Here is a 20,592-nt window from a genome sequence, read left to right on the forward strand (position 1 = left end):
CACGAGGAGACAAACCACATGGCTCACACCAAGAAGAAGATCGGCCTCATCGGCGGTGGTCAGATCGGTGGCAACCTGGCCCTGCTCGCGGTGCAGAAGCAGCTCGGCGACGTCATCCTCTACGACATCCCCGCGGCCGAGGGTCTGGTCAAGGGCAAGGCGCTGGACATCAACCAGCTCTCCGCGGTGGACGGCTACGACTGTCGCGTCACCGGCACCACGGACTGGAAGGACGTGGCGGGCGCGGACGTGGTGATCATCACCGCGGGCGTGCCGCGCAAGCCGGGCATGACGCGCGAGGACCTGCTCGACGTCAACCTGAAGATCATGCGGGACGTGGCGGGCAACATCAAGCAGCACTGCCCCGACGCCTTCGTCATCAACGTGGCCAACCCGCTGGACGCCATGGTGTACGCGCTCCAGAAGATCTCCGGCCTGCCCTCGAACAAGGTCGTGGGCATGGCGGGCGTGCTCGACACCAGCCGCTTCAAGTTCTTCGTCGCCGAGGCGCTCAACACCTCCATCCGCGACGTGGAGGCGCTGGTGCTCGGCGGCCACGGTGACGACATGGTGCCGCTGGTTCGCCACAGCACCGTGGGCGGCGTGCCCCTCACCCAGCTCATCGCCAAGGACAAGCTGGACGCCATCATCGACCGCACCCGCAAGGGCGGCGCCGAGCTGGTGGGCCTGTACAAGACGGGCAGCGCCTACTTCGCGCCCGCCGCCAGCTCCATCGCCATGGCCGAGAGCTTCCTGCTCGACCGCAAGCGCGTGCTCCCGGCCGCCGCCATGCTCAATGGCGAGTACGGCATCAACGGCGTCTTCTTCGGCGTGCCGGTGCAGATCGGCGCGGGCGGCGTGGAGAAGATCCACACCGTGGAGCTCAACGAGGCGGAGAAGGCCGAGCTGGCCCGCTCCTATGACTCGGTGAAGAAGACCGTCGAGAGCGTCAAGCTGTAATTGCCGCGCGCCGTCGCTCCGCCTGGCTGCTCCCGTGGGACGAAGTGTCCCGCGAGGGGATTGGGCGGAGCGCGGCTGATGCCGGTGATGGAGCGCGCTTATTCTCCGTGATCCGGTAATCTTTGCGGCTTGCTGAATCCACCAGTTAACTTGCCGTAGCACTGCACCGAGAGGTCCGGTTTCCCGCGCCCGCGAAGACGGGCAGGCGGCGCCGGCGTGTGACCCGGCGACGGGATCTCGGGGACACCAAGGAGACGCAGCATGGCAGCAGCAGCGCGATTCACGGTGGTGGGCGGCGGACTCGCCGGGCTGATGACCACCATCAAGCTGGCCGAAGCGGGGCACCAGGTCGACATCCTGTCGCTCGTGCCGGTCAAGCGTTCCCACTCGGTCTGCGCCCAGGGAGGCATCAACGGCGCGGTGAACACGAAGGGGGAGGGTGACAGCCCGGACATCCACGTGAAGGACACGCTGCGCGGCGGAGACTTCCTCGCCGAGCAGGTCTCCGTGAAGGGCATGTGCTACGCGGCCCCCGGCATCATCTACCTGCTGGATCGCATGGGGGTGACGTTCAACCGCACGCCCGAGGGTCTGCTCGACTTCCGCCGCTTCGGCGGCACGCTCCACCACCGCACCGCCTTCGCGGGCGCCACCACCGGCCAGCAGCTGCTCTACGCGCTGGACGAGCAGGTGCGCCGCTGGGAGTCCGAGGGCCGCGTCACCAAGTACGAGTACTGGGAGTGGCTCGGCACGGTGAAGGACGGCTCGGGCCGGTGCATCGGCAGCGTGGCCATGGACCTGCGCACCAACGAGATCCGCACCTTCCCCGCCGAGGCCGTGTGCCTGGCCACCGGCGGTCCGGGCATCGTGTTCGGCCGCTCCACCAACTCCATCATCAACACGGGCACCGCCGCGGGCCGTGCGTACATGGAGGGGGCCATCTACGCCAACGGCGAGTTCATCCAGGTGCACCCCACCTCCATCCCGGGTGAGGACAAGCTGCGCCTGATGAGCGAGTCGGTGCGTGGCGAGGGCGGCCGCGTGTGGGTGCCGCGCAAGAAGGGCGACGTGCGCGATCCCCGGCAGATCCCCGAGAGCGAGCGCTTCTACTTCCTCGAGGAGAAGTACCCCAAGTACAAGAACCTCGTGCCGCGCGACGTGGCCACGCGCGAGATCTTCACCGTGTGCCGCGAGCTGGGCCTGGGCATCGGCGGCCGCGACGCCGTGTTCCTGGACGTCACGCACATCCCCGCGGCCAAGCTCACCGAGAAGCTCGGCGGCGTGATGGAGATCTACGAGAAGTTCGTGGGCGATGATCCGCGCCACGTGCCCATGCAGATCTTCCCGGGCATGCACTACTCGATGGGCGGCCTGCACGTGTCCTTCGAGGCGGACTCGAAGACGCAGACGCCGCTGGTGGGCAGCCCCGTCAACCACACCACGCGCATCCCCGGCCTGTACGCCGCGGGCGAGGCCGAGTACGCCTACCACGGCGCCAACCGCCTGGGCGCCAACTCGCTCCTGTCCTGCATCTACGCCGGCATGCTCAGCGGCCCGGCCATGGCGTCGTTCGCCAAGAGCCAGGCCAAGAGCGCCACCGACGCGGACCTGCAGAAGCACTTCGCCGAGGCGAAGAAGTTCTGGGAGGAGCGCTTCGCCTCCATCAAGAAGATGGACGGCAAGGAGAACGCGTACGGGCTCACCAAGGAGCTCGGCGACATCATGACGGAGAACGTCACCGTCGTGCGCTACAACGACCGGCTCCAGAAGACGCTGGATCGGATCCGCGAGTTCAAGGATCGCTGGAAGAACCTCAACGCGCTGGACACGGGCAACGTGGCCAACCGCAGCATCTCCTACGCCAACCAGCTCTGGAACATGTTCGAGCTGGCCGAGGTCATCACCAAGAGCGCGCTGATGCGCGACGAGAGCCGCGGCGCCCACTACAAGCCGGACTTCTCGCTGCCCGAGCCCGCCACGAAGGACCCCACGCAGGACGCCAACTGGATGGGGCTGTGGAAGAAGCGCCACGAGAAGTGGGCCAAGGCGACGCTGGCTTCCTATTCGCCCGAGTCGCCGCAGATCAGCTACGAGGACATCCCCACGCCCGTGCTCGACCCCGAGCCGCGCTGGTACGCCTGAGCAGAGAGGGAACGACATGGACCACGCGAACACGACGCAAGCGCCTGTCAGCACCACGACCAAGCACGTCACCTTCCGCATCTGGCGCCAGGACGGTCCGGATCAGCAGGGGCACTACGACGAGTTCCGCATCGCCTACCGCCCGGGAGCCAACGTCGTCTCCTGTCTCATGGAGATCCAGCGCAACCCCGTCACCACCGACGGGCGCAAGGTGGCCCCAGTCATCTGGGACGCCGCGTGCCTGGAAGAGGTGTGCGGCAGCTGCGCCATGAACATCAACGGCCGGGTGCGCATGGCGTGCTCCGCGCTCATCGATCGCATCGTCGGCAACGGCGAGCCCATCATCACGCTCGAGCCGATGAAGAAGTTCCCCGTCTCGCGCGACCTGTCGGTCAACCGCGATCGCATGTTCGAGGCGCTCAAGCGCGTCAAGGGCTGGGTCCCCATCGACGGCACCCACAACCTGGGCCCCGGCCCGCGCCAGTCTCCGGCGGACCACTCGGTGATGTACAAGCTGTCCACGTGCATCACGTGCGGCAGCTGCCTCGAGGCGTGCCCGCAGGTGACGATCGACAACGACTTCATCGGCGCGGCCGCCATCAGCCAGGCGCGGCTGTTCAACATGAACCCCACGGGCAAGATGAACTCCGAGGAGCGCGTGCGCGGGCTCATGGGCCCCGGCGGCATCCAGGACTGTGGCAAGGCGCAGAACTGCGTGAAGGTGTGCCCCAAGGAGATCCCGCTCACCACCTCCATCGCGGTGATGAACCGCGAGGTGACCAAGCAGATCATCAAGGACATCTTCTTCAATCAGGAAGGCGACAAGAAGGCGACGGGCGGTCCGGGCTAGCGCCCACGTGTCAGCTCGCCGTATTTATTCCGAGGCTCCGTGTCTGGCGTGATTCGCCGGGCCGGAGCCTCGGTGTTTTCCCGTCCGCCAGAGCAGGGCACTTGACACTCGGGCCTTGCCAAGCGGGCCATTCTGCGCGAGAGAGGCAGCCGTCCCGGGGGGCTGGCTCCCGGCGGCCAGTCTCGCGTTATTCCGCGTCACCCGGAGCTTCGATGAAGATCCACGAGTACCAGGGCAAGGAACTCTTCCGGAAGTATGGGGTCCCCACGCCGCGAGGCATCCTCGCGAACACTCCCGACGAGGCCGAGAAGGCCGCGAAGGAGTTGGGCACCTCGGTGGTCGTCGTGAAGGCCCAGATTCACGCGGGCGGCCGCGGCAAGGGCGGCGGCGTGAAGCTGGCCAAGAGCCCCGCCGAGGCGAAGCAGCTCGCCCAGCAGATGCTCGGCATGAAGCTCAAGACGATCCAGACCGGGCCCGAGGGCCAGACGGTCAACAAGGTCTACATCGAGGAGGGCCTGGCCATCGGTCAGGAGCTGTACCTCGGCGTGACGCTGGATCGCGCCACCTCGCGCATCACCTTCATGGCCTCCCGCGAGGGTGGTGTGGAGATCGAGGAAGTGGCCGAGAAGCACCCGGAGAAGATCCTCCGCGAGGCGGTGGACCCCATCGCGGGCTTCCAGGACTTCCAGGGCCGCAAGCTGGCCTTCGGCCTGGGACTCACCGGCCCCACGGTGAACAAGTTCGTGCAGTTCTGCTCCGCGCTCTACCGCGTGTACACCGAGGCGGACGCGTCGCTGGTGGAGATCAACCCGCTGGTCATCACCAAGGATGGCGGCGTGGTGGCGCTCGACGCGAAGGTGGACTTCGAGGAGAACGCGCTCTACCGGCACAAGGATCTGCTCGCCTATCGCGACATGGCGGAGGAGGAGCCGCGCGAGACCCAGGCCAAAGAGTGGGACCTGGCCTACATCGCGCTGGACGGCAACATCGGCTGCATGGTGAACGGCGCGGGTCTGGCCATGGCCACCATGGACACCATCAAGCTGGTGGGCGGCGCCCCGGCCAACTTCCTCGACGTGGGCGGTGGCGCGAGCAAGGAGAAGGTGACGGCGGCCTTCAAGCTCATCCTCGCCGATCCGCAGGTCAAGGCGGTGCTCGTCAACATCTTCGGCGGCATCATGAAGTGCGACATCATCGCCGAGGGCATCATCGCCGCGGCGAAGGAAGTGCAGCTGAAGATCCCGCTCGTGGTCCGGCTCGAGGGCACCAACGTGCAGCAGGGCAAGGACTTGTTGAGCAACTCCGGCCTCGCCATCACCCCCGCCGACAACCTCCGCCAGGCCGCCGAGAAGGCCGTCGCCGCGGTGAAGTAGTTCCAGGCAGAGAAAGGTCAAGCCATGAGCATCCTCGTCAACAACGACACGAAGGTCCTCTGCCAGGGCATCACCGGCTCGGCGGGCTCGTTCCACTCCAAGCAGATGCTGGAGTACGGCACCAAGCTGGTCGGCGGTGTGACGCCGGGCAAGGGCGGCACCGACTTCGAGGGCAAGGTCCCCGTGTTCAACACGGTGGCCGACGCGGTGAAGCAGACCGGAGCGAACACCTCGGTCATCTTCGTGCCGCCCCCCTTCGCCGCGGACTCCATCATGGAGGCCGCTGACGCGGGCATCTCCCTCATCATCACCATCACCGAGGGCATCCCCGTCAACGACATGGTGAAGGCCAAGCGCTACATCCAGGGCAAGCCGGGCGTGCGCCTCATCGGTCCCAACTGCCCCGGCGTCATCACCCCGGGCGCCAAGTGCAAGATCGGCATCATGCCGGGCCACATCCACAAGCCGGGCCGCATCGGCGTGGTGTCGCGCTCGGGCACGCTGACGTACGAGGCCGTGTACCAGCTCACCCAGCTGGGCCTGGGCCAGTCCACCGCGGTGGGCATCGGCGGCGACCCGGTCAACGGCACGGACTTCGTGGACGTGCTCAAGCTCTTCAATGACGACCCGGAGACGGACGCGGTCATCATGATCGGCGAGATCGGCGGCAACGCCGAGGAGGCCGGTGCCGAGTACGTGGCGCGCGAGTTCAAGAAGCCCATCGCGGGCTTCATCGCCGGCCAGTCGGCTCCTCCGGGCAAGCGCATGGGCCACGCGGGCGCCATCATCTCCGGCGGCAAGGGCACGGCGTCCGAGAAGATCAAGGCCATGGAGGCCGCGGGCTTCCTCATGGCCGCCAGCCCCGCCGAGCTGGGCACCACGCTGCAGGAGGCCATCAAGCGCGGTCCTCCGAAGAAGAGCCGCTAGTTCCCCCCGTTTTTCCACGTCACAACGAGGAGCCAAGAACCATGGCCATCGAGCGTACGCTGTCCATCATCAAGCCCGACGGGCTTCAGAAGGGCGTCATCGGCAAGATCATCTCCCGCTTCGAGGAGAAGGGTCTCAAGCCGGTCGCCATCCGCCTGCAGCACCTGTCGCAGGCGCAGGCCGAGGGGTTCTACGCCGTCCACAAGGCGCGTCCCTTCTTCAAGGACCTGGTGAGCTTCATGATCTCCGGCCCCGTCGTCCTGATGGTGCTCGAGGGTGAGAACGCCGTCACGGCCAACCGTGATCTCATGGGCGCCACCAACCCGGCCAACGCGGCCCCCGGCACCATCCGCCGCGACTTCGCCACCAGCATCGACCAGAACACGGTGCACGGCTCGGACAGCCTGGAGAACGCGAAGAACGAGATCGCGTACTTCTTCCGCGAGACCGAGATCCACGGCTACGAGTACTCCGGCAAGAAGTAGTCCCGCTGGGCCTCGATGAGAGGCCCCGTGGACTTCGAGGCCCGGCTCCCGCGCGCAGCTTCGCGGGGACCGGGCCTTCGTCTTTCAGGAGAAGAAGATCTCGGCGAGGAAGGGCGCGAGCGACGTCCACGCGCGGCGCGAGGCCTTCTCGCTGTACAGGATGCCCGAGGCGGGATCATTGGCGAACGGCGCCATGAAGGCGTGCATGGTTCCGCCGTACGCGTGCACCTGCCAGTCCGCCTTGCACCGGGTGAGCTCGCGGCCCAGGGCCACCACGTCCTCCGGCAGCGCCATGGGATCGTCCCACCCGTGGAAGACCATGACCTTGGCCTTGATCTCCGTCTCCGCGAGATCCGCGGGGCGGCCGAGCAGGCCATGGAAGCTCGCCACGCCCCGCACGTCCGCGCCCGTGCGCGCCAGGTCCAGGACGCACAGCCCTCCGAAGCAGAACCCGATCGCGGCCACCCGGTTGGCGTCTACCTCGGGCTGGTTCCGGACGGTCTCGACGGTCTTCAGGATGCGGTCGCGCAGCGTCGCCCGGTCCGACACCAGGGGAGTCATGAGCGCCCGACACTCGTCGGGTGTCGTACCTCTCAGGCCCTTGCCGTAGAGATCACAGGCAAAGCCCGCATATCCCCAATCGGTGAGCTTCTTGGCGAAGTCGAGCTGAGCCTCGCTGCGGCCCTCCCACCCGTGGAAGACCAGGACGGCGGGACGCTTGCCCTCGCGGTGGCCGTCGTAGGCCAGCACGCCCTCGAAGGTCTTGTCGCCATGGATGTATTCGACTGCACGGGTGCCGATGCTCATGGTGTGTGTCCCTCCGTCGTGCCAGGGCCGCCCGTGACGCGACGGGGGCCGGAACGAGCGAGGATAGATCCAGGGCGGGGAAGGGAACGAGCCCTCCTTTGACTCCACCGGCCTGGTTGTGGGAAGTGGCTCCTACACCTCTCCGTTGGAACCATGATGACGCCGACAGAGCCCGCCAGCGCCACCGTCGACACCGCCGCTCCGCCCGTGCCCGCGCCCACCCCGGCCGCCACGCCGCGCACGGAGGTCTCCAGCCTTACCCTGGAGGGGCTCACCCGCTTCCTCACCGAGCAGCTCGGCGAGCGCGCCTTCCGCGCCGGCCAGCTCTACCGGTGGATCCACCAGCGCGGTGCCACCTCGTTCGACGAGATGACCGACCTGTCCAAGGCCCTGCGCGAGAAGCTCAAGGCCCGCGCGGAGATCGTCCCCCTCGTCAAGGACGCCGAGCAGCGCTCGGTGGACGGCACCATCAAGTACCGCTGGAAGACCCGGGACGGCCGCTACATCGAGTCCGTCTACATGCCCTCCGAGGACCGCAAGACGCTGTGCGTGTCCACCCAGGTGGGCTGCGCCATGGCGTGCACCTTCTGCATGACGGGCACGCTCGGCCTCAAGCGCAACCTCTCCCCGGGGGAGATCGTCGCCCAGGTGCACGCGGTCAACCGCGAGGTGCGCAAGAACGAGGGCCTGGAGACCCTGCGCCCGCTCTCCAACCTGGTCTTCATGGGCATGGGCGAGCCCCTGCACAACTTCGAGAACCTGAAGACGGCGCTCTCCATCCTCCAGTCCCAGGACGGACCCAACTTCAGCCACCGCCACATCACCGTGTCCACCGTGGGCCTCGTGCCGATGATCGAGCGCTTCGGGCAGGAGACGGACGTGAAGCTCGCCATCTCCCTCAACGCGAGCACCGACGAGCAGCGCTCCAAGACGATGCCCGTCAACCGCAAGTGGAACATCGCCGCGCTGCTCGACGCCTGCCGCAAGTTCCCCCTGCGCCAGGGCCGCCGCATCACCTTCGAGTACGTGCTCCTGCGCGACTTCAACGACTCGGACGAGGACGCCGCGCGCCTCATCCAGCTGCTCGACGGCATCCCCGCCAAGGTCAACCTCATCCCCTACAACGAGAACCCCGGCCTGGGCTTCCAGACGACCATGGACGAGCGCGCCGAGCGCTTCCGGGAGCTGCTCTGCGCGGGGCACGTGGCGGCCTTCATCCGGCAGAATCGGGGCCGGGACATCGCCGGCGCCTGTGGCCAGCTGGCCAACCGGGGAGGGGAGAGCCCCTCGGAAACGCCGCAAAGCCCCGAGCTTCCTTGACAATCCGCTCGTGGGGGCGTTAAGAGCGCCCCCCTCCAAGCTGATCACCTTCTCGTCTCACCTTCAGTTTTCACCTGGAGCATCAGAAATGGCCGTTGTCCTCCGTCTCGCCCGCGCGGGCGCCAAGAAGAAGCCGTACTACCACGTGGTGGCCACCGACTCCCGCAACCCCCGGGACGGCAAGTTCATCGAGGCCGTGGGCGCCTACGATCCGAACCAGAACCCGGCCAAGGTGGAGTTCGACGCGGAGCGTCTGGAGTACTGGCTCAAGAGCGGCGCGCTGCCCTCCGAGACCGTTGGCGAGCTCATCAAGCGCCACAAGCGCACCGCCGCCGCCACCCCCGCTTCCTAGTCCCTCCCGGGGCTGAGTCGACAGCGTGGAGCAACTCATCCTCTATCTGGTGCGGGCCCTGGTCGATCACCCCGATCAGGTCGGCCTGCGCGCGTCCGAGGTGGACGGGGCCCAGCTCTATGAGCTGAAGGTCTCCCCCGAGGACGTGGGCAAGGTCATCGGCCGTGACGGGCGCACCGTGGGCGCCCTCCGGACGCTGCTCGGCGCCGCGGGGCAGAAGCAGGGCCAGAAGGTCCGTCTGGAAATCCAGGACGACCGGCGCCTGCCCCAGGCCGCCCCCACCGCCTCTCCCGAGGGACAGTGAGCCTCAAGCCTCATCTCGAGATGGGCTACGTGGCCCGCGCCCATGGTCTCAAGGGCGAGGTGGCCGTGCGGCCCTTCGATCCCGCCTCCGAGTCGCTCGATTATGTCGAGCGCGTGCTCGTGCGCACCCGCGCGGGCCAGGAGCGGCTGTTGCGCATCGAGTCCGTGCGGCCCACCCCCAAGGAGACCCTCGTGGTCTTCGAGGACGTGGAGCGCCGCGAGGACGCCGAGGCCCTGGTGGGCGCCACCGTGCTCGTCTTCCGCGAGGACCTCGAGCCTCCCGAAGAGGACGAGTACTTCCAGGGTGACCTGGTGGGCCTCACCGCGGTGGACGAGGCCGGCAACGTGCTCGGCCGCGTGGAGGAGCTCTGGGACACCGGGGAAGTGCCCAACCTGGTGATCCGCGCCGAGGGCCGTGAGGAACTCGTCGTGCCCTTCGCCGACGACTTCGTCTCCACCGTGGACATCCCGGGCGGACGGCTCGTGGTGAAGCCTCCGGAGTACCTGGAGGCGGGCGGAGGCGGACCGGAAGAGGAGGCGTGATGTACCCCGTGGAGGTGCTCACCCTCTTTCCCGACAGTGTCCTGGGCTACCTGGGCGCGAGCATCCTCGGCAAGGCGCGCGAGAAGGGTCTGCTGGGCGTCACCGTCACGCACATCCGCGACTACGCCGAGGGCAAGCACCGCGTCACCGACGATGCCCCCTACGGCGGCGGCGCGGGCATGGTGATGAAGCCCGAGCCCCTGGTGGCCGCGCTCGAGGCCGCCCGGAGCCGCGCTCCCGCGGGCGCGAAGGCCCTGCTGATGAGTCCTCGCGGTCCGACGTTCACCCAGGCCCGGGCACGTGAGCTCGCCCGGGAGCCGGGGTTGATCCTCGTGTGTGGCCGCTACGAGGGAGTGGACGAGCGCGTGATGCCCTTCCTGGATGGAGAGGTGTCGCTCGGCGACTTCATCCTCACCGGGGGCGAGGTGGCCGCCCTGGCCGTGGTGGACGCCGTGGCGCGGCTGCTGCCCGGGGTGCTCGGCAACGAGTCCTCCAGTGTCACCGAGAGCTTCGAGGAGAACCTCCTCGAGCATCCACACTACACCCGGCCTCCCTCCTTCCGGGGCGCCGAGGTGCCCGCCGTGCTCCAGTGTGGAGATCACGCGAGGATCGCCCGCTGGCGGCGCTGGCACGCGCTGCGGCTCACCCAGCAGCGGCGGCCGGATCTGTTCGCTCGCCTGGAGCTGGGCAAGGCGGACGTGAAGCTGTTGCAGAAGAAAGAGGAGGAGTTGTAGTCCTTCCGCTGGTTTCCAGTGCCGGGTGGTGCTTTGCGGGCTTGTCCGCCCCCCGGCTCTCTGGTAGGACGGCCCGCTCTCAAGTTTTCGTACCGCCAGTCCAAGCTTTTCTGGAGTGAGTCATGCGTCGCAGCGCTATCGAGTACGTGGAGGCCAAGAACCTCCGTCAGGACGTCACCGCTTTCCAAACGGGTGACTCGGTTCGAGTTCACTGGAAGATCAAGGAAGGCGACAAGGAGCGCGTGCAGGCCTTCGAGGGTCTCGTGATCCGCAAGACGCGGGGCTACAACCGCGCCACCTTCACCGTGCGCAAGGTGTCCTTCGGCGTCGGCGTGGAGCGCATCTTCCCGGTGCACAGCCCCCGCTACGAGAAGATCGAGGTCCTCACCCGCGGTCACGTCAACCGCAACCGCCTCTTCTACATCCGCAACCTCAAGGGCAAGGCCTCCCGCGTGGAGAGCCAGGAGGACGCGGAGATGCGCCGCGCCGCCAAGGCCCACCAGGCCAAGGCCTGAGTCGACTCCGGCCTGCTCGGCCGGTCTCTTTCTGGGGAGCGCCCTTTTTCAGGGACGCTCCCTTTTTTCATATCCGCACGCGCTAGAATGGGGGGCGCATGCACTTCGTTGAGCTTGCTGTCCAGAATGTCCGGGGATTCTCCCCCGCCGGCCGTTTCGCCTTGAAGACCGGGTACTTCGTGCTCAAGCCGCCCACGGCGGAGCCGAGTCCGCTGGCCGGGTTGTCGCTCGCGCTGCTCTACGCGGATGGCCGCGGTGGGGACGCGGCCTTCTCCGCCACCGCGCAGAAGCCGGGCAAGGGCGCCTTGACGTTCGTGGGGCAGGACACGCTCACCTACCGCGTGCTGCGGGAGATGGGCGGAGGGGGCACGCTGCACCGGCTCAACCCCACCACGAAGCAGCCCGAGCTCGTGACGCAGGACACCGGCGAGGCCAATCAGTTCCTCCGCGGCCAGGTGGGGCTGCCGCCGCGCACCACTTTCGAACAGCTCTTCACCCTTCAGGCCGCGCAGCTGCCCTCGCGTCGGCCCCGCTCTGGCGGACGCACGATGTCCACCCCGGGCATGCCCGCCGCCCGGACGCTGTCCTCCCCCGGCATGCCCGCCGTGCGGACGGCTTCCTCGCCGGGCCTCGCCGCCGCGCAGTCGGTGCTGCCCGCCTCGGACATCCCCGCCGCGGAAGCCAAGCAGCGCGAGTTGGAGAAGGAGCTCGTGCTCTGCAAGGAGGTGGACAACCTCCAGTTCGAGGTGGATGGACTCAACTCCCAGGTCTTCAGCCTGGAGTCGAAGCTGCGCAGCACCGAGCCGCTCAAGGAGAAGCTGCGCGAGGCGGAGGCGCTGTGGAACGCCGAGCCCACCCCCGAGTCCATGGGCCTGCCCGCGGACATCGTCGCGCGCGCCGAGCGCTATGGCCGGGTCCTCGCCCGGCGGGACGAGGCGCTCGCGCGGCTGTTGTCCGAGAAGGACGTGGCCGACGAGGAGGCCGCGCGTCTGCCCGACGTGCAGCCCCTGGTGCGCAACCGCAACTTCTGGATCGCCGTGGGCGTGGGCGTGGCGTGCCTCATCGCCAGCTTCTTCGTGCCCAAGACGGTCCGCTACGTGGCGCTGTTGGACGTGCCCGCCTTCGGCTTCGCCGCCGTGCTCGCCCTGCGCTACGTGGAGGAGTTGCAGGACAAGGATCGAGTGGAGCGCCGGGGCGAGATGTTCGCCGCGCGCGAGAAGAAGATCGCCGAGGAGTTCGAGGCCGAGGCGGGCCCCGTGCGCAAGGCCATGGAGGTGTTCGACGTGGACACCCCCCAGGACATCCCCCCGCGCCTGCAGCGCCGCGAACAGCTCGGCGCCACCGTGGCCGAGCTGCGCACGCAGCTCATCTCCCAGGAGAAGCACCCGGACTTCATCGACGCCGGCAACCAGCTGCCCATCATCCGCCAGCAGATCGAGCTGCTCAACGCACAGATCGAGCAGAAGGGCTCCTTCGTGCGCGACCTGCGCGAGGTGGAGCGCGAGCTGAGCCGGGTCAAGGACTCCATCGCGCTCGCGCGCAATCCGCACCTGGCCGGGGGCGTCGTGCCGGGCATGGAGACGGCCGCCCACGGTACGCAGGCCCTGGAGGATCCCTCGCCCCAGTTGCTGGGGCTCACCGGGGATCTGCTCGCCACGGACATCCAGGCCGTCATGGGGCTCGCCCGGGAGCGGTGCGTGCAGTACTTCAGCGCGCTCACCGAGCGCCGCTACACCGGGGTGGAGTGGGACCGGGACGGACGTACCTCCGTGATCGGCGCCTCGGGCCGGCGCCTGCCGCTGAGTGAGCTGCCTCCGCGCGAGGTGGATCTCTTCTTCCTGAGCCTCCGGCTGACGTTGGTGGAGAAGGTGTCCGCCCGCGTGAAGCTGCCGCTCATCGTCGAGGACGCCTTCATCGGCGTGGATGAGTCCCGGCTGCCACTGCTCGGCCGGATGCTCAAGCACCTGGGCACGCTCACGCAGGTGCTCCACGTCACGCCGCTCGCGGGCTTCCCGCAGTTGTCGGACGGGACTGTCAATCTGTAGGGCACGAGGTCCGAGGGCGGGGCCGCCGGGGAGGGTGGGGATGGAGCGGGACGGGACGAGGGGCGAGCGCAAGCAGTACGGCGACGAGGGCGAGGAGACGGCGGTGCGCTTCCTGGAGACTCAGGGCTACCGGGTGCGGGCGCGCAACTACGCGTGCCGCCACGGAGAGCTGGACGTGGTGGCCGAACGCGGGGATACCGTGTGCTTCGTGGAGGTGCGGATGCGCTCCACGGCGGTGTGGGGAGATCCTTCCCACACGGTGTCCTTCGCCAAGCAGCGCAGGGTGGTGAAGGCGGCGATGCACTACCTGATGGCGCACGGGGTGCGCGATCGGGAGCTGCGCTTCGATGTCATCTCGGTGGTGGGCCGCGGCGAGCGCGCGACGGTGGAGCACCTGCCGGGCGCCTTCGACGCCGGCATGTGAGGCTGTCGATGTCGGGAACGCTCTATCTGGTGGCCACGCCCATCGGGAACCTGGGGGATGTGTCCTCGCGGGCGCTCGAGACGCTGCGGCAGGTGGCCTTCGTGGCCTGCGAGGACACGCGGCACTCGCGCGTGTTGTTGGAGCACTTCGGCATCGCCGCGGACACGGTGAGCCTGCCCGCCTTCGCCGAGGGCCAGCGCGCCGGCCGCATCCTGGATCGGCTGGTGGCCGGCGAGGACTGCGCGCTGGTGACGGACGCGGGCAGCCCCGGCATCAGCGACCCGGGCGAGAAGCTGGTGGCCGAGGCGCTCGAGCGCGGCGTGAAGGTGGTGCCCGTGCCCGGCCCCACGGCGCTGGTGGCGGCCTTGAGTGCCTCGGGTCTGCCCACCGGGCGCTTCCACTTCCTGGGCTTCCTGCCGCGCAAGGGCCCCGAGCGCCAGGCCATGCTGGAAGAGGTGGCCCCCCTGTCCGCCACGATTGCCCTCTACGAGTCCCCGCGCCGGCTCGCCGAGACGCTCATGGACTTGCGCGACGCGCTGGGCGAGCGGCGCGCGGTGGTGGCGCGCGAGCTGACCAAGGTGCACGAGGAGTTCGCCCGCGGCACGCTCACTTCGTTGGGCGAGCGCTACGCGGCCGAGGAGCCTCGGGGCGAGGTGGTGGTGTTGGTGGAGGGACGTACCGGCGAGCACCGCTGGAGCGAGGAGGAACTGCTGCGCGCGCTGGAGGCGGGGCTCGGCCGGGGCGACAAGCTCAAGCCCCTGAGCACCGAGCTGGCCCGCCGCGCCGGTTGGTCCGGTCAGGACGTGTACCGGCTCGGACTCGGGCTGAAGAAGCGCTGAGGCGCAGCGCTCTCAGAAGGTGAAGTTGATCGTCGCGGTGAAGTGCAGATCCCGGCTCCCGACGGCGTAGAAGCGCCCCCCGGGCTGATCCCAGACGGGGTTGAAGTTGGGATTCCGGTCGACGTCGGAGTCCGCCTGGCCGTTGTTGTCCTCGTCCCGGCCCACGGACTCGGCCGTGAGGGCGTGGTCGGTGTTGTAGAGGAACGCGGCCGTGCCACGGAACGAGAAGTACTCGTTGAGCTGGAACGTCGCGCCGAGCTGTCCTCCCAACTGGAGGTACTCCGAGGAGGAGAGCAGCTTGCCCAGCGCACCACTCAGTTCGTTGTAGTAGCGGCCCGCGGACACGAAGTTGCTCACGACGCGCGCGTCCAGCTTGAGCATGCGCGCGGACCGGTCCCCAACCTGGAACTCCGAACCCATCGTCACGCCTACTACGTGCGGCGCCTGGATGCCGGTCTCTCCTCGGCTCCACCCGGGCTTGCCACAGTTCTCCGGGGTGCCCATGCCCAAGGTGTTGTCGCAGTTGGAGTAGGCAAACGGGCCGCGGACCGGGATGGTGTAGGCCACCTTGAAGTAGGGCTCGGCCAGGCCGATCTTCCGCGAGAGCGCCGTGGACAGCGTGTACTTGTGCACCCGGTCTCCGACCGTCGTGCGGTCGGTCGCCGCGGTGTCGTAGCTCGGATCGAACGCCGGAGCCGTGGGGGCCTCGTAGTTGAGGCGCGCCACCCACGTGGGCTTCGTGTCGTCCTTGCGCTGGTTGAAGATGGCCCACCCGAGCCCGAAGCGCGCGTTGCCCAGACCCCAGCGGTACGCCCGCGTGCGCCCGGAAATGTCGATGTCGGAGAGGTCCGCGCGTGAGCCTTGCTCGGCGGCCGGGCGGTTCCAGTACTCGTTCTGCAGGAGCACCAGCGGCAGGCCGAAGGAGAACTCCACGTCCCGGGAGATGCCCACCGCCAGGTCGACGTTCAGCCGGGTCTCGTATTGCCCGTACGTGAACGCATCGCCGAGCTTGTACGGGATTTTGCTGCCACCAGGGGTGACAGGCGTCTCGCGCACGATCCGTGAGTTGCGCTGGGCGTACTCGACGCCCGCGTCGATGAAGAGCCCGAAGGGATCATCATCCTCGAAGGAAGAAGCGACGCGGGTGATGTCCGCCGCGGTGGCGGCGAAGGGCACCCCCAGCGTCAGGACGGCGGCAACGGCGCGAAGCCTGGACATCCGACCTCCGGTATCACACCCCCCGGCAAGCACACCCAACCGCCTAACCCCCGGGAAATGTTGAGAAATTTCGGGGACGCTAGCCGCCGGGCACGGGGGTGTCAAGAAACGGATGCGGTCAATTGCCCGCGCCGCCCGAACCGGCCATCGCCGTGGCCCCGAGCAGCCCATCCTGCCGGCGCATCTCGGTCTCGAAGGCGGCGCGCTGGGACGCCGGGAGCGAGCGCCGATAGGTGCGGTGGTTCTCGTAGGGGTCCAGGATGCGCTCGTCGGCGGCCTCGAGCTGATAGTGCAGGTGGGGCGCGAAGGAGCGGCCGCTGTTGCCGCTGCGGCCCAGCACGCTGCCCACCGCGACACGGTCTCCCACCTTGAGCGAGCGCGGCAGCTCGTCCATGTGCAGGAAGAGGGCGTGACGGCGCTTGCCGCCCACCTCCTCGAGGTCGATGCAGTTGCCGTTGAAGCGGAAGGCCCAGTTCTTGCGCCGGACGATGCCGGTGAAGGGCGCCTTGATGGGCGTGCCCACGGGCGTCTTGAAGTCCACGCCCTTGTGCTTGCGGCCATCGCGCAGGAGCGACGTCACCTGCTCGTAGTCGTCCAGGGGCGAATTCACCAGGCGCAGCTCCAGCTCCTCGCCACTCGGCAGGTAGTAGCGGGCGTTCTTGTCGCCCGCGGCCTGGTAGCGGTAGGCGCGGTGCGTCTGGCCCGTCTTGCCGCTGGTGAAGCGCACCGCGTGCACGAGGGGCTCCTCGTTGGAGCGCACCTCATAGAGCACGTCCAGGGTGTCCCCGCGGCGGATGTCTCCCGGCACGTCCACCCACCACACCAACGTGCGCGTCACCACCTGGGCGAGCGCGGGGCCCACGGAGGCACCGGCGGCCGCGACGACGGCCGTCTCCAACGGGCCCTCCACGCGGATGGCGGCGTGTGACAGCTCGCCGGGGACGGCGGGCACCGCGCCCCGGGGCGGGGTGGTGGGCACCGGATCCACCGTCGTGGGGGCCAGGGGCGGCTCGTGGGGGTTGGTCGAGGACGGGGTGGCGGCGAGCGCCCCGGCCTTCGCGGGATCCACGGCCTCGGCCTTCTCGGGAGCGTCCCCGGTCTCCGCCGAGGGCGGCGAGGCGGGCCGGTGCTTCCACCACCACACGCCTCCGGTGCACAGACCCAGAAGCAATGAGAGACCTATCACCGGGCCCAGGGGGCTCTTCTTCGGTTGAGGTCCAAGGGTGGGAAGAGGCGGCCGCATTCAGGCTCCCATAGGGTGAAGAGGGGGGTGGCGCGGGGACCGAAACCGTTGGTGTCGCGGCGATATTTCGCCACGGGTCTCAGTCGTCGGCGCCGTCATCCCGCCCATCTTGGGCGGTCGTGTCGCGCAGGCCAAATTCCTTCATCTTCGTTTGAAGGGACTTGCGGCTGATTTGCAGCAGTCGGGCCGCCCGGGTGACGTTGCCGCCCGTCTCCTCCAGGGCCTTGGTGATGAGATCCTTCTCCAGCTCGGCCGCCTTCATGCGGACGATGTCCTTGAGGCCGCCCTCGCCTGGAGGCGTCTCCGCGAGGGCGGCCGGGGAGGCGGGCACTGGAGTCGTGGCCTGGCGCACCGGCTCGGGCAGATCCTTCGCGGTGATGAGCGGCCCGTCGGCGAAGAGCAGCACGCGCTCGATGAGGTTCTCCAGCTCGCGGATGTTGCCGGGCCAGTTGTAGGCCTGCAGCAGGGCGAGCGCGTCGTCGGCGATGCCCTCGATCTTCTTGTTGAGCTTGCGGTTGTACTTCTCCACGAAGTGCGTCGCGAGCATGTGGATGTCGCCCCGGCGCTCGCGCAGGGCGGGCAGGGTGACGGGCACCACCGCGAGCCGGTAGTACAAGTCCTTGCGGAAGCGGCCGGCCTCGATCTCCGCCTGCAGGTCGCGGTTGGTGGCGGCGATGAGGCGCACGTCCACGCGCGTCGTCTTGATGCCGCCCACGCGCTCGAACTCGCCCTCCTGGAGCGCGCGCAAGAGCTTCACCTGCATCTCCACGGGGATTTCGCCGATCTCGTCGAGGAAGAGCGTGCCCCCGTCGGCCAGCTCGAAGCGGCCGGGCTTGGAGGTGACGGCGCCGGTGAAGGCCCCGCGCTCGTAGCCGAAGAGCTCGGACTCCAGCAGGTTGTGGGGGATGGCGGCGCAGTTGATCTTGATGAAGGGCTTGTCCCGGCGGCTCGAGGCGCCATGGAGCGCGGAGGCGATGAGCTCCTTGCCCGTGCCGCTCTCGCCGGTGATGAGGACGGTGGAGGGGGTGTCCGCCACCTTGTCGATGATCTTGAAGACCTCCTGGAGCTGGGGCGACTCGCCGATGATGGCGGCGCGGGCCTTGGCATCCGCGCGCACCGAGCGCTGGGCCACGACGTGGGCCTTGGCGGCCTTGGCGATGGCGGCCGACAGCTCGGATTGATCGAAGGGCTTGGTGACGTAGTCGAAGGCGCCCGCCTTGATGGCCTCGACGGCGGAGTCCACGGTGCCGTGGGCGGTGATGATGATGACGGGCACGTCGGGGTTGGCGGCGTTGACGGCGCGCAGGACCTCCATGCCGCCGGCCTTGGGCATGACGAGGTCGGTCACCACGATGTCGGCGCCGTTCTTGTGGAACTCGGCGAGGCCCTGTTCGCCATCGGCCGCGACGGTGACGTCGAAGCCGTCCCGGCGCAGCATGGCGGCGAGCACCTTGCGGAGGTTCGTCTCGTCGTCGATGACCAGTACTTTCGGCATGGGAGGTCGCGGCGCCGGGCCGGGGGGCCGACGCGAGGCGGTCGACCATCGCGGTCCGTTGGGGGGAGCGTCAAGGGAAACCCGGGGGAGCGAGGGAGTTCGGGCTTCAAGCCCGTGAAGGCGCCGACATAGAGTGCGCTCCCCTTGACCGTTCCCACTCCTGGCCCCGAAGCCCCCGTCTCCTCTCCCTCTCCTCGTCCCGCGGTACAGGGGCGTGCCACCAAGGGCAGCGGCGCGTTGTTCGTCGCCGCGGGGATCCTCGCCTCGAAGCTGGTGGGCCTGGTGCGCGAGACCTTCATCGCCTACTTCCTGGGCAATGGGGTGGCGGCGGGCGTGTTCAAGGCGGCGCTGCGCATCCCCAACTTCCTGCAGAACCTCTTTGGCGAGGGCGTGCTGTCCGGCTCCTTCATCCCCGTGTACGCGGGGCTGCTCGGCAAGGGGGACGAGAAGGAGGCTGACCGGGTGGCGAGCGCGGTGTTCGGCCTGCTCGCGCTGACCACCGCGGTGCTGGTGGCGCTGGGCATGCTGGCCACGCCGCTCTTCGTGGACACCATCGCCGCGGGCTTCGAGGGAGAGGAGCGCCGGCTGACCATCCGGCTGGTGCGCATCCTCTTTCCCGGCACGGGCCTGCTGGTGATGTCCGCGTGGTGCCTGGGCGTGCTCAACAGCCACCGCAAGTTCTTCCTGTCCTACGTGGCCCCCGTGGTGTGGAACCTGGCCATCATCACCGCCCTGGTGGGCGGCGGGCTGAGCGGGCTCGCCGAGGAGCCCCTGGTGGTGGTGCTCTCCTACGGCGTGGTGGTGGGCTGTGCCCTGCAGTTCCTCGTGCAGGTGCCCTCGGTGCTCCGGGTGCTCGGCCGCTTCCGGCCCCACCTGTCCACGGCGAGCGAGTCCGTGCGCCAGGTGCTGCGCAGCTTCGCCACGGTGGTGCTCGGACGCGGCGTGGTGCAGATCAGCGCCTACGTCGACACGTCCTACGCCTCGCTCCTCTCCGTCCGGGCGCTGTCCACGATCACCTACGCGCAGACGATCTACCTCATCCCGGTGAGCCTCTTCGGCATGGCCATCTCCGCGGCGGAGCTGCCGGAGATGTCCCGCGCGACCGGGGCAGGCGAGGCCGTGGCGGGCAAGCTGCGCGCGCGGCTGGAGGCGGGCTCGCGCCGCATCGCCTTCTTCGTGGTGCCCTCGGCGGTGGCGCTGCTCTTCATCGGGGACGTGGTGGCGGCGATGCTCTTGCAGCGGGGCCGCTTCACCGCCGCGGACACGCGCTACCTCTGGTACGTGCTGATGGGCTCCTCGGTGGGCCTCGTCGCCTCGGCGCTCGGGCGCCTGTATGCCTCGACCTTCTACGCCCTCAAGGACACGCGCACGCCCCTGCGCTTCGCCACGCTGCGGGTGGTGCTGGGCGCCGCCCTGGCGTGGTTCCTGGCGCTGCGGCTGCCGGGGCTGCTCGGCCTGCCCTCCCAACTGGGCGCGGCCTTCCTCCCCCTGGCCGGGGGAGTGATGGCCTGGTTCGAGGCGCAGATGCTGCGGCGCACGCTCGCCTCCCAGATTGGCCCGGTGCCCCCACCGCCAGGGATGGCGAAGCTGTGGGGAGCGGCGCTCGCGGCGGGCCTGACGGGCCTGGGCATCAAGGTGGCGCTGACCCACCTGCTGGGGCCCTCCCCCCGGGCCCTGGCGGAGTGGGGAGGGAGCGTGCTGCCTCCGCCCCACCTGCACCCGGTGCTCGTCTTCCCCCTGGTGGTGCTGCCCTTCGGCCTCGTCTACTTCGGCCTCACCAGCGCCCTGGGCGTCCCCGAGGCGAAGGCGGTACTCCAGAGGGTGTTGCGGCGCAAACGATCCGCCTAGGCCTCCCTCCGCTCGCCTGGCGTCCGGGGACGGGTGCGGAGCAGGCGGGCATGCCCCTTGGGGGGCGAGGGGGATGGACGTCGTGTCCTCCCGCGTTATGGGGGGATTCAAGGCCGGAGTGCGGAAGATGACCAGATGCGTCTTCCGTCCAGACGCGGCGCGTGTGTAG

The 20,592-nt window shown here is 68.7% G+C and carries 20 protein-coding genes; 16 read left to right on the plus strand and 4 right to left on the minus strand.

Features of this window, described 5'->3' with window-relative positions; genetic code table 11:
- Positions 1-18 precede the first annotated feature (18 nt).
- The 6 genes from mdh to ndk all read left to right on the plus strand — a co-directional run bounded on the left by mdh (position 19) and on the right by ndk (position 6,737).
- Positions 19-960 carry a malate dehydrogenase gene (gene mdh / locus F0U63_RS22130; protein WP_395847899.1) on the plus strand — a complete coding sequence of 314 codons (942 nt, stop codon included), beginning with the start codon at positions 19-21 and terminating at the stop codon, positions 958-960.
- A 261-nt stretch (positions 961-1,221) separates the two neighbouring features.
- The gene (sdhA, locus tag F0U63_RS22135) at positions 1,222-3,102 is read left to right on the plus strand and encodes a succinate dehydrogenase flavoprotein subunit (RefSeq protein WP_395847900.1); all 1,881 of its coding nucleotides are present in this window, start codon (positions 1,222-1,224) and stop codon (positions 3,100-3,102) included.
- A gap of 16 nt (positions 3,103-3,118) precedes the next feature.
- Entirely contained in the window at positions 3,119-3,952 is an 834-nt protein-coding gene (gene sdhB, locus F0U63_RS22140; protein WP_395847901.1) for a succinate dehydrogenase iron-sulfur subunit, read from the plus strand.
- 212 nt (positions 3,953-4,164) lie between these two features.
- The gene (gene sucC, locus F0U63_RS22145) at positions 4,165-5,325 is read left to right on the plus strand and encodes an ADP-forming succinate--CoA ligase subunit beta (protein WP_395847902.1); all 1,161 of its coding nucleotides are present in this window, start codon (positions 4,165-4,167) and stop codon (positions 5,323-5,325) included.
- A 24-nt stretch (positions 5,326-5,349) separates the two neighbouring features.
- Positions 5,350-6,252, plus strand: coding sequence for a succinate--CoA ligase subunit alpha (gene sucD, locus F0U63_RS22150; protein WP_071903178.1), 903 nt, complete (start codon positions 5,350-5,352; stop codon positions 6,250-6,252).
- Positions 6,253-6,293: 41 nt separating this feature from the next.
- Positions 6,294-6,737: a nucleoside-diphosphate kinase gene (gene ndk, locus F0U63_RS22155; protein ID WP_071903179.1), complete on the plus strand. Its 444-nt coding sequence runs from the start codon at positions 6,294-6,296 to the stop codon at positions 6,735-6,737.
- Between the two features lie 84 nt (positions 6,738-6,821).
- Here the strand turns inward: ndk and F0U63_RS22160 are convergent, their stop codons facing one another.
- Entirely contained in the window at positions 6,822-7,544 is a 723-nt protein-coding gene (locus tag F0U63_RS22160) for a dienelactone hydrolase family protein (RefSeq protein ID WP_395847903.1), read from the minus strand.
- 156 nt (positions 7,545-7,700) lie between these two features.
- On the opposite strand from F0U63_RS22160, the gene rlmN reads away from it, so the two are divergent.
- The 9 genes from rlmN to rsmI all read left to right on the plus strand — a co-directional run bounded on the left by rlmN (position 7,701) and on the right by rsmI (position 14,619).
- Positions 7,701-8,864: a 23S rRNA (adenine(2503)-C(2))-methyltransferase RlmN gene (gene rlmN / locus F0U63_RS22165; RefSeq protein WP_395848403.1), complete on the plus strand. Its 1,164-nt coding sequence runs from the start codon at positions 7,701-7,703 to the stop codon at positions 8,862-8,864.
- 88 nt (positions 8,865-8,952) lie between these two features.
- Positions 8,953-9,216 carry a 30S ribosomal protein S16 gene (gene rpsP, locus F0U63_RS22170; RefSeq protein ID WP_095987204.1) on the plus strand — a complete coding sequence of 88 codons (264 nt, stop codon included), beginning with the start codon at positions 8,953-8,955 and terminating at the stop codon, positions 9,214-9,216.
- A 25-nt stretch (positions 9,217-9,241) separates the two neighbouring features.
- Complete coding sequence (locus tag F0U63_RS22175) at positions 9,242-9,520, plus strand: KH domain-containing protein (protein ID WP_395847904.1); 279 nt, start codon at positions 9,242-9,244, stop codon at positions 9,518-9,520.
- Positions 9,521-9,540: 20 nt separating this feature from the next.
- Entirely contained in the window at positions 9,541-10,062 is a 522-nt protein-coding gene (gene rimM, locus F0U63_RS22180; protein WP_395848404.1) for a ribosome maturation factor RimM, read from the plus strand.
- Positions 10,062-10,796, plus strand: a complete 735-nt coding sequence (gene trmD, locus F0U63_RS22185) for a tRNA (guanosine(37)-N1)-methyltransferase TrmD (protein ID WP_395847905.1) — start codon at positions 10,062-10,064, stop codon at positions 10,794-10,796. Before rimM ends, trmD begins: the two co-directional genes overlap by 1 nt.
- Positions 10,797-10,918: 122 nt before the next feature.
- Positions 10,919-11,311 (plus strand): 50S ribosomal protein L19, encoded by a 393-nt coding sequence (rplS, locus tag F0U63_RS22190; RefSeq protein ID WP_002625297.1) that lies wholly within the window; start codon positions 10,919-10,921, stop codon positions 11,309-11,311.
- Between the two features lie 98 nt (positions 11,312-11,409).
- Positions 11,410-13,356, plus strand: coding sequence for an ATP-binding protein (locus tag F0U63_RS22195; protein WP_395847906.1), 1,947 nt, complete (start codon positions 11,410-11,412; stop codon positions 13,354-13,356).
- Between the two features lie 40 nt (positions 13,357-13,396).
- The gene (locus F0U63_RS22200) at positions 13,397-13,780 is read left to right on the plus strand and encodes a YraN family protein (RefSeq protein WP_002625295.1); all 384 of its coding nucleotides are present in this window, start codon (positions 13,397-13,399) and stop codon (positions 13,778-13,780) included.
- Between the two features lie 8 nt (positions 13,781-13,788).
- Positions 13,789-14,619: a 16S rRNA (cytidine(1402)-2'-O)-methyltransferase gene (gene rsmI / locus F0U63_RS22205; protein WP_395847907.1), complete on the plus strand. Its 831-nt coding sequence runs from the start codon at positions 13,789-13,791 to the stop codon at positions 14,617-14,619.
- A gap of 12 nt (positions 14,620-14,631) precedes the next feature.
- Here the strand turns inward: rsmI and F0U63_RS22210 are convergent, their stop codons facing one another.
- The 3 genes from F0U63_RS22210 to F0U63_RS22220 form a co-directional block, all read right to left on the minus strand.
- Positions 14,632-15,837, minus strand: a complete 1,206-nt coding sequence (locus tag F0U63_RS22210) for a hypothetical protein (protein ID WP_395847908.1) — start codon at positions 15,835-15,837, stop codon at positions 14,632-14,634.
- A 118-nt stretch (positions 15,838-15,955) separates the two neighbouring features.
- On the minus strand, positions 15,956-16,981 hold the full coding sequence (locus F0U63_RS22215) for a peptidoglycan DD-metalloendopeptidase family protein (RefSeq protein WP_395847909.1): 1,026 nt from the start codon (positions 16,979-16,981) through the stop codon (positions 15,956-15,958).
- 178 nt (positions 16,982-17,159) lie between these two features.
- The gene (locus F0U63_RS22220) at positions 17,160-18,575 is read right to left on the minus strand and encodes a sigma-54-dependent transcriptional regulator (protein WP_395847910.1); all 1,416 of its coding nucleotides are present in this window, start codon (positions 18,573-18,575) and stop codon (positions 17,160-17,162) included.
- Between the two features lie 144 nt (positions 18,576-18,719).
- Between F0U63_RS22220 and murJ the strand changes: the two genes are divergently transcribed.
- On the plus strand, positions 18,720-20,423 hold the full coding sequence (murJ, locus tag F0U63_RS22225; RefSeq protein WP_395847911.1) for a murein biosynthesis integral membrane protein MurJ: 1,704 nt from the start codon (positions 18,720-18,722) through the stop codon (positions 20,421-20,423).
- The last annotated feature ends 169 nt before the right edge of the window (positions 20,424-20,592 follow it).

This window comes from Cystobacter fuscus, from assembly GCF_044360685.1.
Taxonomy (GTDB): Bacteria; Myxococcota; Myxococcia; order Myxococcales; family Myxococcaceae; genus Cystobacter; species Cystobacter fuscus_C.